The following is a 13,738-nucleotide window of genomic DNA, read 5'->3' on the forward strand; positions in this document are numbered from 1 at the left end:
CTTGAGCCGCTTTATGTTTCCTGAAGGTAAACAATTTAGGGGACAGCAAATTACTGTGGCTGCTGCATTTTCGCTTTCGCTTCTTCCACTTTAGAAAAATCGAGGCCGAGCTCTTCCACCGCTTCTTTGATCAGAGCCGGGTTTTGCATCACTTGCGCCATCAGCGCTTGCAACTGCTCTTGAGGCAAACCGAGCTGGGAGATGGTCATCATCGCGGCGAGCGGGTTTTGTGTTAGTGCTTGGAAAAGCTCGTTAATCTGCTCATCGCCAATATTATTTTCTTTCAACATCGCCAGAATTGGGTTCATCACATTTCCTTTTAATCGATACACGAAATAGACAGGCAGTTTAGCACTTGGTTAAACAGGGGTGAACTGGCAAAGGCGCGTTTTATTGCTGCTACCATTTATTACTGCTACCAGCCATAGCTCGGGGGAAATCGTAGAAAAAGAAAAGCCGACGCAAGCATCGACTTTTCAGGTTGTCAGCGAAACTGATGAAGTTACACGTAGTAAGCTTCAACCGTGCCTTTCAGTTGAATCAGCATTGGGTTACCGTAGCGATCTTTTGCTTTTGGCGATGGAATTTTAACCCAACCTTCGCTGATGCAGTACTCTTCAACATCAGTACGCTCTTTGCCGTTAAAACGGATACCGATCTGGTGTTCGAAACACTCTTTAATGAAGAAAGGGCTGCGTGGATTACCCGCTAGGCGATCCGGTAGGGCTGGTTTTGCCGTAGTGTCGTTCATGTTTTTTGACCTAAAGTCGCTAAAAAAGTGCGCCATTGTAGACAGAGCCAGCGCGCTGTTCAAGTGAAGTCGTTCGCGTTGGTACAAGCTGAAAGCGCTGGGCAACCGTGGTTTGTTTGATTTTGCTTAACCTCAATTTACCAACTTTTGACAGTCATTGACGAGCTGAGCAGGTAAGCTCAGTCTCTGGCAAACAATGAATATCTGAGATTATGTTAAGAAAATACGTTGCGTTACTCTGTTTACTCTCCGCGTCAAGCGTTCAGGCAGCCGATAATTGTCAGGTGACCATTGAGCGGTTTCATGATGTTGCTCAAGGCTATCAAGTTGAAGATAACGTGGATGGTGAGCGCTCAAGCGTTGCACCCAATCCACCGCTTCGCTGCGCAGAAATTACGATTACGTCGACTTTTCGCAAAGAAAAAATCGCCATTTGGTTGCGCGAGCACATTGAAGCGACCTTGATTGATGGACGCGAAGTGACGGCTACCCAGCTCAACTTTAAAAAAGATGACGTTAAGGCGGGCTACATTACCTTTCGCCCGCAACAGGCGGTTTGGGCGTATGTCTGTTTTGGTCAAGATGCTACACCAATCGCCAGTATTGAGTGCGAATTGGACTGATGGTGGACGACCATTAGGCTCTCAACGAGGTAAGCTTAGGTCACACTTTCATTTTTTCGTTAATCACTTCCACGGACTGATTCATTTCGCGGACAAGGGAAGATTGCTGCTCGGAGGCAATGGCAATCTGAGTACTCATCTCATTGACACGACTGACTTGGATGAGAATCTCGGCGAAGCTTTCTCGTGTTTGGGTTACGCCATTAAACGCTTCTGTGATTAGAACGTGAGCACATTTTTCACCGAGGTGATATTGACGCAAAACGCTGTGGCATTATGCAATTTAGAGGGGCGCCTTATATCAAAGCCAATGTGATCCGCGATCTGTTTGCTTTATCTTGTATTGAATTACTCGCCTGGGACTGTGGTTGGGGGGATCGTTGCGCAGCCGATGCAGCCTGTGAGTGATCAAGAGGAGTGGCTGCTTTTAGATGAGCTTGCCCAGGTCAGCGCGTTATCCGATGGTGTCAAAGCGTGCCACTATACACAGTGTCATAATGCGCTTCGCTTGCCCAACAAAGAATGGCAGTGGAGCCAAGCGCCGACCATAGCGCAACTGCTGAGCGTGCGGCAGAAGAGCGGTACTAAGTTCTTATATTGTGTACAAATGCCAGGCTAGAACGTTTTTGATATCAGTTGCTTGAGTAGACCTAGGCGTTGACATCTGGTATTTTCGCTCAGCTGCTCTGTGCTTCACAAAATGTTACAATTGGGTGTCATTTTTGTGTTGACCTTCGCAGGGCGGAAGTTTGCTTAAAGCGGCGTAGGCTGTGGACTGGCAAGCATTCGGGCTCTAATGAATGTGCATTGGAGAGTGACTGTTGAATGAGTTGTAAACAGGCCTTATGCAAAACAGCAAGGAAAGCTTCAATGTCGCCGTGTCTGAGCAAGAAATCCGCAAAATGGATACGCTGCTACAAAATATCGACACGGATATGGCGGTCTCTATGTCTTACGTACGCCGCGCTCAAGGTATCTCCTTCAAGCAGCTCGAGCAACGTTTCTCGGGCATCAATGGTTCGACGCTCAAGCGTTACATGCAGCAAAGTTATCCGTCGATGCGCCCCATCCATGTGGTGGCCGCGCTAACTTGGGTCATGATGGTGCCGATGACCAGCTTTTACTATGGCCTGAAAATGAAAGAGCAGTTTCGTGGCATGGATGACAAAGCCATTGAGGCGCTGCTCTGTATTGGCCGACTGCCCAGCGATCAGTTCAAGCTGTATTTGGAGTTAGTGGCGAACTTAATGAATGAAGACGATCGCGTGGCGTTTCTTCGTTTCAAAAGTGAGCTTGAATCGCAAACGGGTTTGCTGAGTAACTACAACGAGCTGCTTCCCCCTCCCGTGCTGGATATCCACGACTTTGCAATTGACTACTATCGCTCTGTGGCGATTACCGTAAAACGGTTTCGTCTGCAGCACAACATTCCACTCGAAACCATTGCGCGTGTACTGGGCATTTCAGAATATCAGTACCAAATTTTGGAAGATGTGAACAAGGTACGCGATTTCCCAGTGGCGATTGGTTTTCGTGTCAAGTTGGGTTTCCATCTCAGTTCGCACGTTAACTTTACCAGCGAGATGCGCCAATTCCCTGAGTTCCATCAGTTGCGTCAGGTGCAGCATGTGCGCGATGCGTTGATTGTGGAAGCTTTGACCAAGGTTGAAAAGTCACGAAAAAATAGCGCTATCGATATACTGATGAGTTTATCAAAGATATACACATAAAATGTGATATTGATAAGGTGAGTGAAAATAATCAACCCAAATTGCACAGCGACTTGAGTTGATTATAAATGCATGAAAAATGAAAATACCCTAAGTTTTTACGTTAGGCTGGCGAATGTTTTCTGCAGCGCAACCGATGAAGCGGCTTGGGCGATTAATATATCCGCCACTTTGTCTGGATGTTGTAAATGGACTAAATGGTCCGCATTTTTGATCACAATAAAGTGACTTCGATTGAGTTTGGCTGAAAATTCTTGCGCCACTTCTTTGGTGACATAAGGGTCAAATTCACCGACACAAATGGTGCAGGGGATATTGATATTTTCAATATTTGCTGGCGTATGAACTAATAGACGAACCGAATTCTCAAAGAATACATCAATACGTTCTTGCTCCATTTTGCTGACTTCTCGCTCTGTTGCACGAATGATGGCGCTGTTTCTAGGAATCTCTGGATGCGTGATCGTCAAGGAATGGGTAAAACTTTTGGCGAATGCCAGTGGGCTTTCCATGGCGGCCGCAATCATTTTCTTGGTGGCGAAACGGCCAGAAGAGGGAATACCGGGAACGCCACCACAAATAGAGAGGCTGAGCACGTTTGGCCAAAGGTCGCACAGCTCCACGGCAACCGCCGTGGCGTAAGAGAATCCCATCACGTGGGCCTTGTTTATGCCTAAATAGTGAATGAGATCTTTGAGCATTTGTGCTTGATCGCGAATACTGATGGTTGAGTCCAACGGCGTGGTGCGACCTGTGCCGGGCACTTCAATGGTAATGCAATTCAGTTGCGTGGCGAAGCGGGTCGAAAAGGCATGCACGCTTTCGATATCTTGCAGAGCGCCAAGTAAAAAGATCGCAAATTGGTCGGAATGTTTGCTCGGATAAGCGCGGTAGCGGTATTGGCGGCCGTTTAATACGATTTTTTGGATTTCCATGTTGTTCTCCTTTGGGTTAAAGAAGAACACAATATAAATGATTGAAAAATATATAAGAATTAACGTTAAAGTTAGGGTTAGGTGCATTAATGAAAAATGAAGATCTGGAGCAATACCTTTCTCAGGCAGATCAGTCAGTTAAAGATTTTATGGCTGAAGTGCTAGAAACATTGGGAAAAAAAATTAGTGAAGAAGAAGAGCCGTTGATCAGTTTGCAATATTTCGGTGCCAAACTGGAAATAAAATTGCTCTCCTTTGATGGTGTTTATGATTGATTTATTAATAATAAATATCCTTAGTGGGATTTGAATAATAAAAATGCCAGCAATTGCTGGCATTTTTGTTATTTGTTGTCATTGGGTGGGCGTTTGTGTTTAGGCACATAATTTAAGATTGAAATCGGCACCGGCTTTTTCGGCGTAAAACCGTCTATTTCGCGGCGCTCAAGGAGATGGCCTAAGCGGCTTTCAATCATGCATAGATTCTTGAAGTTATCTTTAGAAACGAAGGAGATCGCTTCACCTTGTGCGTTGGCGCGCCCGGTTCGTCCAATGCGATGCACGTATTCGTCGGCCGGGAACGGCAGATCGTAGTTGACCACTCGCGGTAGCGCTTCAATGTCAATCCCGCGTGCCGCGACACCGGTTGCCACCAAGTATTTGATTTTACCTGCTTTGAAATCTTCAAGCAGTTGAGCGCGACTTGCTTGGCTGCGGCCACTGTGGAACGCTTCTGCGTGAATGCCGCGTTTTTCTAGCTGAGAAACCAACTTGGCCGCCCCATGCTTGGTTTCAATGAAAATCAGTGTTTGATCCCACTGATTTTGCTGGATTAGATGGCTCAAAAGTGCCGATTTTTGATCTTTGTCGACGCTAATAATCCACTGCTCAATGTTGGCTTTGGAGGCCTGCTTCGCCGCGATGCTGATCTCAAACGGGTTGTGGATCACGCTTTTCGCCAGATCGCGCACTTTGTTCGACAAAGTGGCGGAAAACAGCAGATGCTGCATCGCCTCCGGCAAACGATCGAGGATCTTGTTGATGTCGTCGATAAAGCCCATATCCAGCATGCGGTCCGCTTCATCGAGAACTAAAATCTCCACTTCTTCAAAGTAAACCGCGCGTTGGCCGTAGAGATCGAGCAATCGTCCGGGTGTGGCCACCAGAATATCTACGCCATCAATCAGCGCTTGTTTCTGCGCTTTTTCATCCACACCGCCATAGATAGCCAGTGAGCGTAACGCCAATTGTTGACCGTACTGCTGAATTTTGTCATCGACCTGAATGGCGAGCTCACGGGTAGGCACTAAAATCAGCGCGCGGATGCGTTTTTTCTTTTGCGTTTGCGCGCCGTGCAGTTTGTGCAAAATCGGCAATACAAAACTGGCGGTTTTCCCCGTGCCCGTTTGCGCTGCGGCAATGACATCTCGTCCTTGCAAAATCACTGGAATAGCTTGGCTCTGGATATGGGTCGGCTTCTCGTAACCGAGCGCGCTGACCGCTTGTGCCAGTGGCTGGCATAGGCCGAGTTGAGTAAATGACATGCGAATCCTCACTTAATGGGTATCAAAATCGCGTCACTTCTACTGGCGGGACGCAAAGCGCGGCATTCTATCATAGCCTTGGTAAAACTACAGACGGATATCCTGCCATTTTGTTTGAGCAAAATAGCGCAGCAGATGATCGATTAAGCCCCGCACCGCAGGCGAAAGGTGCTTGCGCGAAGGATACAGCGCGTAGATCTCCATCACCTTAGGCTGCCACGAGGGGAGTATCACCTCAAGCTCGCCTTTTTCCACGGCACTTTGCGCCAGATAGGTTGGCTGCATCGCAATCCCCATACCGTGGCGCGCTGCGCTCAGCAGTGTGGTTGCCTCGTTCGCCGTGAGCGCGCAGGAGACCTCCACCGACTGATGATGGTCACCTTGACTAAGATGCCAGATATGGCGCTCGAAGTTCTTGTAGCCAAGACAGCGATGATGAGCCAAATCGGTCGGATGTTGAATCGGGCGACTACTGGCCAAATAGTCGGGTGAGGCGACTAAAATGGAATCGCAGCGGGCGATAGGGCGGCCAATCAGCGACGGATCGGGATTGGCCGCGATGCGGATCGCCAAATCGATCCGCTCGGCAATCAAGTCGCTGGCACGGTCTTGCACATCGATATCAATTTCAACCATCGGATGTTGCGCCATAAACTCTTTCACTGCGGGGATCAACTGCGCAAAGCCAAACGACATACTGGTGGCGATGCGAATGCGTCCGCCGAGCGCGCCATCGTTACTGAGTTCATCCTGCAGCGCCGCCGCTTGCTCGACCCACGCTTGCAATAAAGGCAGGCACTGCTCTCCCGCTGAGGTCAGGGCCACTTTACGGGTCGTGCGGTGCAAAAGACGCACACTTAACCACTCTTCAACCAGATCGACGTGGCGTGTCACCATAGGTCGCGACATATCCAACCGTTCAGCGCTGGCGGTAAAACTTTGCGTCACGGCGACGTCCAGCAGGACGCGTGCAGCAGTCAGTCTATCCATGATTTGCTCTTATTACGAAATAATGATGTTAATTATTGGCTATATATCTGAACAAGTACAGCCCGTAAACTGCGCTCATCCACTTAGCTCACCGCCAAGTGAGTGAAACAAGATTGAGCCAACCAATACGGGAATAGAGAATATGAAAACAGTTATGACTTTAACCGCAACTTTACTGATGTCTGCAGGCGTTATGGCAAAACCGCTCACCTTAGAGGTGTACAACGCCGACGGTAACAGCTTCCACGTTAACTCAACACTGGTTTATGGCGACACCGAAGCCATGGTGGTTGACACGGGTTTCACCAAAGCCGATGCGCTGCGCATTGCGGCTAAGGTGCTGGACTCTGGCAAAACGCTGAAAACCATTTTTATCAGCCAAGCGGACCCGGACTACTACTTTGGTGCCGAGGTGCTTAAGCAGCTCTTCCCACAAGCGGAAGTGGTCGCCACTCCCGCTGTGCGAGCAAAAATTGCCGAAAAACTGCAAGGAAAACTGGCCTTCTGGGGGCCAAAAATGGGCGCGAATGCGCCAGTGAATCCGCTATTGCCAACCGCTTATCAAGGCAAAACATTGAGCTTAGACGGCGAAACGATTGAAATTCGCGACAGCGAAGGAGAGTTGGCGCACCGTCCTTATCTGTGGATCCCGGCGAATCGCGCGATTCTTGGTAACGTTGCGGTGTATGGCAATGTACACCTGTGGATGGCAGACGCGCAGTCGAATCAAGAGCGTCACGCTTGGGCTGAGCAGTTGCAGCAGATGGCAGAGTTGAAACCACAAGTGGTGATCCCGGGTCACATGACGGCCAACACGGCGACCGACAGCAGCGCGATTCGTTTTTCACAAAGCTATTTAACTGCGTTTGACCACGCGAAAAGTAACAGCAAAGACAGTGCTGCGCTTATCCAAACCATGCTGGCGAGCTACCCAGATGCAGGTTTGCCAATGGCGCTGGAGATTGGTGCGAAAGTGCACACAGGAGAGATGAAATGGTAAAAGTTCACTATATTTTTGACCCAATGTGTGGGTGGTGCTTCGGCGCCACCTCATTGATGGCTGAGCTGGCATACCACCCTGAGATTGAACTGCTTCTGCACCCCGGCGGTATGATGCAGCGTGCGCCGATCAGCGTCAATTTTCGTCAGCACATTTTGCAGGCCGATCAGCGTATCACAGCGCAAACGGGGCAACCGTTTGGCGAGGCGTACTTAGAGCGTGTATCGAGTGGCGCGCCGCTGATTCTCGACTCTTACCAAACTGCGCAAGCGATCATCGCTGCTGAGCAAGTGGGGATTGCCGCTTTTGAGATGCTTAAAGCGATTCAAAAAGCGCACTACATTGATGGCAAACTGGTCGCCAGTGAAGAGACGTTGAGCGAGCTTGCGCTGCAGTTAGGCGCAGATCAAGACGCGTGGCAACAGGCGATGCAAGCGGCGAGCAGTAAGGTGGATAGCCAAGTCGCTAACACCCGCCGCCTAATGGAACAGTATGGTCAGGGCGGTTTTCCTTCCTTATTGGTTGAACAGCAAGGCCAAATGCGCAGCGTGCGCCCAAGCGATTTTTACGGGCAAAGTCAGCGTTGGAAATCCTTTTGGCAACAAGTGGTTAATCACTGACAATTCAAGCGCAACAGGTTATCCTCAGGCACTTCATATTGCTTAGAGGGTAACTTCCATGCGTTTTGAATCGGTCCATCAGGACGTGATTTCTTTTGAACGTTTTGTTTGGCGCTGCGTTCGTTATGCTTTGATTGCGCTGTTGGTACTGCTCATCGGCCTTATGCCGGGCATCGGTGGCTTCGTCTGGATCACTGGCCTATCTGTCGAGCAAGCGCTGCTCAACGCTTTGTCCATGGTCAGTGGTTTGGAACTGCCTTATCCGGTGGCTGATTTGCTGGAATCCACGGCCACGCACCTCTTCTTGGCGCTTTACAGCCTGTTCATTGAAGGGGTATTTTTTGCCGCTTTAGCCACCTTATTTGCTCCGGCTATTCATCGCCTGTTTCACCGCCTGCATTGTGAACCCAGAGAGTAACCTTAGGGAGACAAGCTCTCCCGACATTTCCCTCATTGCCATTTAAATGGTGCTCCTCCTATTGGATTAAGCGTTTCTTAAGTTACCCAAGCTAATTTTGCTGACAGATTGAGCAAAAGGGGAACGCTTATGTACAGCAGATACCAGCCATCATCGATTCAGCTTGAAGTGATTGACCAGAAGCATGCGCGCTGGTCTGAGGCGACACACTTGGTTCAAGAGCGTTACCAACAAGCCTTCGATGCTCACTTACATCACTTTATGCCCAGTTTTTTGGCCTTGCTCGACAACGGTGAGATGAAATCGGTGTGCGGCTATCGAGTGGCGAAGGATGAGCCGCTGTTTTTGGAACAGTATCTCGACGAGCCTGCGAACCAGATCCTCTCACGCCGTTTCGCTTGCGACGTCACCCGAGACTCACTGATTGAGTTCGGTCAACTGGCCTCTTTTAGCCGAGGCTTATCGGGATTGCACTTTACCCTGATCGCCGAAAAGCTGGTTGGTCTTGGCTTTGAATGGTGCATCTTTACCGCCACCGATCCGCTGCATGCCTTGATGAAACGCTTTGGTTTAGAGCCGACCATGATCGCCAGTGCCGATGCCAAGCGCATCCCCAACGCGACCCAGATCTATGGCAGTTACTATCAGCACTCGCCACGTATTCTCGCTGGTAATTTGCGCTTGGGTCTGGCCCATTTAAAGCAATTGGCGCTGCAGCAAAAACAGGCATAGGAGGGGAAGATGAACACGATTTTGATCGCGCTTGAACAGCGCGCCCTCACTCGCCCCGAGCAGCTTGCTTTTATTGGTCACAACGCCAAAGGGCAAGCCATCTCGCTGAGCTATTTTGCCCTGTGGCAATCGGTGGTGGAAATCGCTGAACAGTTTATCGCCCTGGATGTGCAGCGCATTGCGCTCAGGGCAGAAAACAGCCTCGATTGGGTGGTGGTGGATCTCGCGGCGATGTTGGCCGATGTGGTAATTGTGCCCGTACCGATGTTTTTTTCCGCTGAGCAGGTGGCGCATCTCCTATCCCAATCTTGCCCAGATTTGCTGATAGGCGAATGGTTTTTTGGCGCTGATCAACGAATAGACGCGCTTGGCCAACTGCAATCGGCGGGTGAGCTAAGTAATCTGCCGATTTTCTCGCTCAGTAGCGCGCATTCGGCCAACTTGCTTAGGAACACACGCAAAATCACCTTTACCTCTGGGTCAACCGGAACGCCGAAAGGGGTTTGTTTAAGTGATGACAACTTGGTGCGGGTCAGTGAAGCGATTGCCGCCGAGCTTGGCAGCGAGTTTCGTCAGCATTTGGTCGTGCTGCCGCTGTCCACCTTGCTGGAAAACATAACCGGTGTTTACGTGCCGATTTTACTCGGTGTCACCTCATTGATTTATGCCGGACGTGAAGTAGGGCTAAACGGCTCAAGTCAATTTTCTCCCCACGCTTTCGCTGCTGCACTTGGTCGCTTACAGCCCTCGAGCTTGGTGCTGACCCCTGCGCTACTGATGGCGCTGATCGCCGTGGTGCAGCAAGCGCCATCACTGGCGAGCTCACTGCAATGGGTGGCGGTCGGCGGCGCACGGGTTGCTCCAGAGCTGATTGACAAAGCTCGCGAGCTCGGCATTCCTGCTTTTGAAGGTTACGGGTTGTCGGAGTGCGGCTCTGTGGTGAGCATGAACACCGCGACGCACAACAAACCGGGCAGTTGCGGCAAAGTGCTCAGCCACTTGCAGGTTAAAATCGCCGACGATGGCGAGCTGTGGGTCAAAGGCAATAGCGCGCTGGGCTATCTTGGTGAGCCGTTTGAGGATGTGTGGCTGGCAACGGGCGACATCGCTACCATCGATGACGAAGGATTTCTCACCATCTCTGGCCGTAAAAAGAATCTCATCATCAGCAGTTTTGGTCGCAATATCTCCCCCGAGTGGATCGAGTCGCAAGCCCAAGTATTTGTCCCTGGAGGTCAGTTTGTGGTCGTCGGCGATGGGCAAGCCTATCTGACGGCGGTGGTGAGCCCCCATTTTGACGACATTGCCCAACGCGTCGAGGCGTTAAATCGCACTATGCCCGACTACGCGCGTATTGCGCAGTTGCTGGTGGTTAAGAGCAGTGCCCAGTGGTGTGACTGGCTGACCGCCAACGGCAGACCAAAACGTGCGTTGATTGAACAACAAACCGCCGCCACCAGAGCGCAGTCAGACGCGGCGCTGATTCGCTGGCCACAAGATGCGCTGCCAGCGTAACGCTTTAAATCAGGCGAATTATTTCAAGGAGATAGACCATGACTTATTTTTTCCAAACACTACAAAATGAAACATGCAGTGCTCAGCAGAGTATGCTGCAAGCGCCGGTGTTTGCGGCCTGTGCCAATGGCGATATCTCGCTTGAGATGTACCAACGTTTTCTGACTCAGGCTTATCATCACGTTAAACACACAGTGCCGCTTCTTATGGCCTGTGGTGCGCGTCTGAGCGACGATTATGAGTGGGTCCGCGATGCCATCGCCGAATACATCGACGAAGAAAAAGGCCATCAAGAGTGGATTTTAAATGATATCCACGCCAGTGGTGGCGACGCCGATGCGGTGCGTGCTAACCGTGCGCAAGGCCGAGTGGGTACGCCGATTGAGCTGATGGTGGCTTATCTCTACCACCAAATTGACCGTCACAATCCACTCGCTCTGTTCGGCATGGTGTGGGTGTTGGAAGGCACTAGTGTGGGTGTCGGTGGCAACATTGCCCGTTTGGTAAAAACACAGCTTAATTTGCCTGCCGAGGCGATGACCTATCTCACCTCACACAGTGAACTGGATCAGCAGCACATCCGTTTTTTTGCTGCCTTGATGGATAAGATCACCGAGTCAAGCGATCAGCAGGCGATCATTGAATCGGCCAAAATGGTGTTTCACCTCTATGGGCAAATGCTGTGTGAACTCTACCCAAGCCCACTTGGCAAAGTGGCTTAGGAGCGCTGTATGAAAATTGAAGACAGCCATATTCTGCTCACCGGCGCTTCTGGCGGCATTGGGCGTAGCATCGCCAAGCTATTAGCTGAAAAAGGGGCGCGCCTGACCTTAGTTGGGCGTGATGGCGACAAGCTAAACGCGCTGCGTCAGTCGTTGGTCAATGCTGAAAAGCACAAGCTGATCTGTGCCGATTTGACTAGCGCGCAAGGGATTGCACAGATCCGCCGCGCCGCGCTGCAATGTATCCAGCAAGACGAGCGGATTGACGTGCTCATCAACAATGCGGGCTGCAATCAGTTTCGTCTATTGGCGAAACGCAGTGCCGAATCGATAGAGAGTGAGATTGCGCTAAACCTGCTCACGCCGATCCACTTAACCCAATCGGCGCTAACTTGGCTGAACAAACCGGGGATCATTCTCAATATCGGTTCGACTTTTGGCTCGATAGGTTACCCCGGTTACGCCACCTACTGCGCTGCAAAATCAGGTTTATTACGCTTTAGTGAAGCGATGAACCGAGAGTTGGAAGGCACGGGCATCAAGGTGCTTTACTTGGCCCCGCGTGCCACCAACACCGAGCTCAATAGCGAGGCGGTTAAGCAGCTGAATCAGGCGCTTGGCAACCATAGTGATGAGCCGGAAGTGGTGGCGCAGCACGTGCTGACAACCTTAGAGCGCGAACACAATATGCGTTGGATAGGTTGGCCGGAGCGTCTGTTTGTGCGCATCAACCAGATCTTGCCGTTTTTGGTCTCGGGCGCGATTCGCAAGCAGCAATCGGTGATTCTTTCATTTCTTAATCGTTAATCTTTATTTCTCAGGGAGAGGATGTCATGAACACTCAAATTTCTCTTTTGGCTTTGGCGGCGGCCTCGCTGACCGCTTCGATACCTGCATATGCGATCACCCCGCTGGAAAAAATCCAAGCAGATTGGGCTCATTGCCAGTACCAAGTGATCGACAGCGATGAGCAAGAACGCTGTTTTGAAAATGTGATTGCACAAAATACCGTCGAAGTGAACATCGCCCCCGACAACGCGGAGCTAAAAGTCTGGCTTGCGATCAACAAATCGTCATTGGCGGGTGTGCGCGGCGGTTTAGGTGCTCTATCCTTAGTCAAGGAATCTAAGGCCTTGTTTGAAGAGGTGATTAAGCAAGCACCGCAAACACTGAACGGCTCGGCCTACACCAGCCTTGGCACACTCTATTACAAAGTGCCCGGTTGGCCGCTTGGTTTTGGTGATGATGACAAAGCCGAAGAGATGTTGAAGAAAGGGCTTGAAATTAACCCAAACGGCATTGACTCCAACTACTTTTATGCTGATTTTCTCGCCGAACAAGGCAAGAAAGCCGAAGCCAAGCAGTATCTCGCCCGCGCGCAGCAAGCACCCGCCAGAGCGAATCGCCCACTGGCCGATAAAGGGCGGCAAGGGGAAATCGCCCGTTTACTGGAGAAATTAAAATAATATATGCGCTTATTACTGGTTGAAGACGATACACAATTAGGCGAATCCATGCTCGCGGCGCTCAGTCGGCATGGATACACGGTGGACTGGCTTGAGCGCGGTAGTGGTGTCACTACCGCGCTGAAAACCGAGCAGTTCACCGCCGTGATCCTCGATCTCACTTTGCCAGACATTGATGGCCTAGAAGTGCTGCGACAAATTCGCCGCGCCGGTTACACTTTGCCCGTGATGATCCTGACCGCACGCGATGACATCAGCGATCGAGTCAAAGGGCTTGATGGCGGCGCGGATGAGTACATCGGTAAACCATTCGCATTAGAAGAGTTGTTGGCGCGCCTTCGCCTCATCATTCGCCGCAGCAGTGGCAGTGCGGAAGAGCAGATTCAGGTCGGCGAACTGACGTTATCTCTCTCAAAACAAGAGATTTGTTGTCAGCAAACGCCACTGAAACTGACACGCAATGAGTATAAGATTTTGGCCACCATGATGACCCAGACCGGGCGAGTATTGAGCAAAGAGCAGTTGCAGCAGGCGCTACACGGCTGGGACGAAGGCAGCAGCGACAATGCCATCGAAGTGCACATTCACAATTTACGCAAAAAGCTACCGGATAACGTAATCAAGAATGTCCGCGGTGTGGGGTATCTAATTGAAAAGGCATAAAGTTTTCTCGATTAAACGCCGTTTAACCCT

General features: G+C 50.5%; 19 protein-coding genes. 13 read left to right on the forward strand and 6 right to left on the reverse strand.

What is annotated here, in order from left to right; translation table 11 throughout:
- Window positions 1-50: 50 nt before the first annotated feature.
- Window positions 51-308, reverse strand: coding sequence for a DUF2999 family protein (locus tag I3X05_RS20465; protein ID WP_045571361.1), 258 nt, complete (start codon window positions 306-308; stop codon window positions 51-53).
- A gap of 194 nt (window positions 309-502) precedes the next feature.
- A complete protein-coding gene (locus tag I3X05_RS20470) occupies window positions 503-751 on the reverse strand; it encodes a DUF3297 family protein (RefSeq protein WP_039441740.1) in 249 nt (82 codons plus the stop codon).
- Window positions 752-963: 212 nt separating this feature from the next.
- Here I3X05_RS20470 and I3X05_RS20475 point away from each other — a divergent pair, with 212 nt between their 5' ends.
- Window positions 964-1,374, forward strand: coding sequence for a hypothetical protein (locus tag I3X05_RS20475; RefSeq protein ID WP_226972165.1), 411 nt, complete (start codon window positions 964-966; stop codon window positions 1,372-1,374).
- A gap of 40 nt (window positions 1,375-1,414) precedes the next feature.
- Here I3X05_RS20475 and I3X05_RS20480 read toward each other — a convergent pair whose 3' ends face one another.
- The gene (locus tag I3X05_RS20480; protein WP_045571359.1) at window positions 1,415-1,636 is read right to left on the reverse strand and encodes a hypothetical protein; all 222 of its coding nucleotides are present in this window, start codon (window positions 1,634-1,636) and stop codon (window positions 1,415-1,417) included.
- A 138-nt stretch (window positions 1,637-1,774) separates the two neighbouring features.
- On the opposite strand from I3X05_RS20480, the gene I3X05_RS20485 reads away from it, so the two are divergent.
- Window positions 1,775-1,993, forward strand: coding sequence for a hypothetical protein (locus I3X05_RS20485; RefSeq protein ID WP_139046392.1), 219 nt, complete (start codon window positions 1,775-1,777; stop codon window positions 1,991-1,993).
- Between the two features lie 226 nt (window positions 1,994-2,219).
- Window positions 2,220-3,104 (forward strand): hypothetical protein, encoded by an 885-nt coding sequence (locus tag I3X05_RS20490; RefSeq protein WP_045571357.1) that lies wholly within the window; start codon window positions 2,220-2,222, stop codon window positions 3,102-3,104.
- A 98-nt stretch (window positions 3,105-3,202) separates the two neighbouring features.
- Here I3X05_RS20490 and I3X05_RS20495 read toward each other — a convergent pair whose 3' ends face one another.
- The gene (locus tag I3X05_RS20495; protein ID WP_045571356.1) at window positions 3,203-4,039 is read right to left on the reverse strand and encodes an alpha/beta fold hydrolase; all 837 of its coding nucleotides are present in this window, start codon (window positions 4,037-4,039) and stop codon (window positions 3,203-3,205) included.
- An 89-nt stretch (window positions 4,040-4,128) separates the two neighbouring features.
- On the opposite strand from I3X05_RS20495, the gene I3X05_RS20500 reads away from it, so the two are divergent.
- Window positions 4,129-4,314 carry a hypothetical protein gene (locus I3X05_RS20500; RefSeq protein ID WP_039426805.1) on the forward strand — a complete coding sequence of 62 codons (186 nt, stop codon included), beginning with the start codon at window positions 4,129-4,131 and terminating at the stop codon, window positions 4,312-4,314.
- A gap of 68 nt (window positions 4,315-4,382) precedes the next feature.
- Here I3X05_RS20500 and I3X05_RS20505 read toward each other — a convergent pair whose 3' ends face one another.
- Both I3X05_RS20505 and I3X05_RS20510 read right to left on the reverse strand, forming a co-directional pair.
- Window positions 4,383-5,582, reverse strand: coding sequence for a DEAD/DEAH box helicase (locus I3X05_RS20505; protein ID WP_045571355.1), 1,200 nt, complete (start codon window positions 5,580-5,582; stop codon window positions 4,383-4,385).
- 87 nt (window positions 5,583-5,669) lie between these two features.
- Window positions 5,670-6,572: a LysR family transcriptional regulator gene (locus I3X05_RS20510; protein ID WP_045571354.1), complete on the reverse strand. Its 903-nt coding sequence runs from the start codon at window positions 6,570-6,572 to the stop codon at window positions 5,670-5,672.
- A gap of 142 nt (window positions 6,573-6,714) precedes the next feature.
- Between I3X05_RS20510 and I3X05_RS20515 the strand changes: the two genes are divergently transcribed.
- The 9 genes from I3X05_RS20515 to I3X05_RS20555 all read left to right on the forward strand — a co-directional run bounded on the left by I3X05_RS20515 (window position 6,715) and on the right by I3X05_RS20555 (window position 13,708).
- Entirely contained in the window at window positions 6,715-7,572 is an 858-nt protein-coding gene (locus I3X05_RS20515; protein ID WP_045571353.1) for an MBL fold metallo-hydrolase, read from the forward strand.
- Entirely contained in the window at window positions 7,566-8,192 is a 627-nt protein-coding gene (locus tag I3X05_RS20520; RefSeq protein ID WP_045571352.1) for a DsbA family protein, read from the forward strand. The genes I3X05_RS20515 and I3X05_RS20520 overlap by 7 nt, the downstream gene beginning before the upstream one ends.
- A 58-nt stretch (window positions 8,193-8,250) precedes the next feature.
- Entirely contained in the window at window positions 8,251-8,610 is a 360-nt protein-coding gene (locus I3X05_RS20525; protein WP_045571351.1) for a hypothetical protein, read from the forward strand.
- A 129-nt stretch (window positions 8,611-8,739) separates the two neighbouring features.
- Window positions 8,740-9,342: a thermostable hemolysin gene (locus I3X05_RS20530; RefSeq protein ID WP_045571350.1), complete on the forward strand. Its 603-nt coding sequence runs from the start codon at window positions 8,740-8,742 to the stop codon at window positions 9,340-9,342.
- Window positions 9,343-9,351: 9 nt separating this feature from the next.
- Entirely contained in the window at window positions 9,352-10,857 is a 1,506-nt protein-coding gene (locus I3X05_RS20535) for an AMP-binding protein (protein WP_052702571.1), read from the forward strand.
- Window positions 10,858-10,895: 38 nt separating this feature from the next.
- A complete protein-coding gene (locus I3X05_RS20540) occupies window positions 10,896-11,579 on the forward strand; it encodes a TenA family transcriptional regulator (RefSeq protein WP_193157489.1) in 684 nt (227 codons plus the stop codon).
- A gap of 9 nt (window positions 11,580-11,588) precedes the next feature.
- Window positions 11,589-12,386: an SDR family oxidoreductase gene (locus I3X05_RS20545; protein ID WP_193157488.1), complete on the forward strand. Its 798-nt coding sequence runs from the start codon at window positions 11,589-11,591 to the stop codon at window positions 12,384-12,386.
- 26 nt (window positions 12,387-12,412) lie between these two features.
- Window positions 12,413-13,045, forward strand: a complete 633-nt coding sequence (locus I3X05_RS20550) for a tetratricopeptide repeat protein (RefSeq protein WP_193168025.1) — start codon at window positions 12,413-12,415, stop codon at window positions 13,043-13,045.
- A 3-nt stretch (window positions 13,046-13,048) separates the two neighbouring features.
- Entirely contained in the window at window positions 13,049-13,708 is a 660-nt protein-coding gene (locus I3X05_RS20555) for a response regulator (RefSeq protein ID WP_039426815.1), read from the forward strand.
- Window positions 13,709-13,738 lie beyond the last annotated feature (30 nt).

This window comes from Vibrio navarrensis, from assembly GCF_015767675.1.
GTDB lineage: Bacteria > Pseudomonadota > Gammaproteobacteria > Enterobacterales > Vibrionaceae > Vibrio.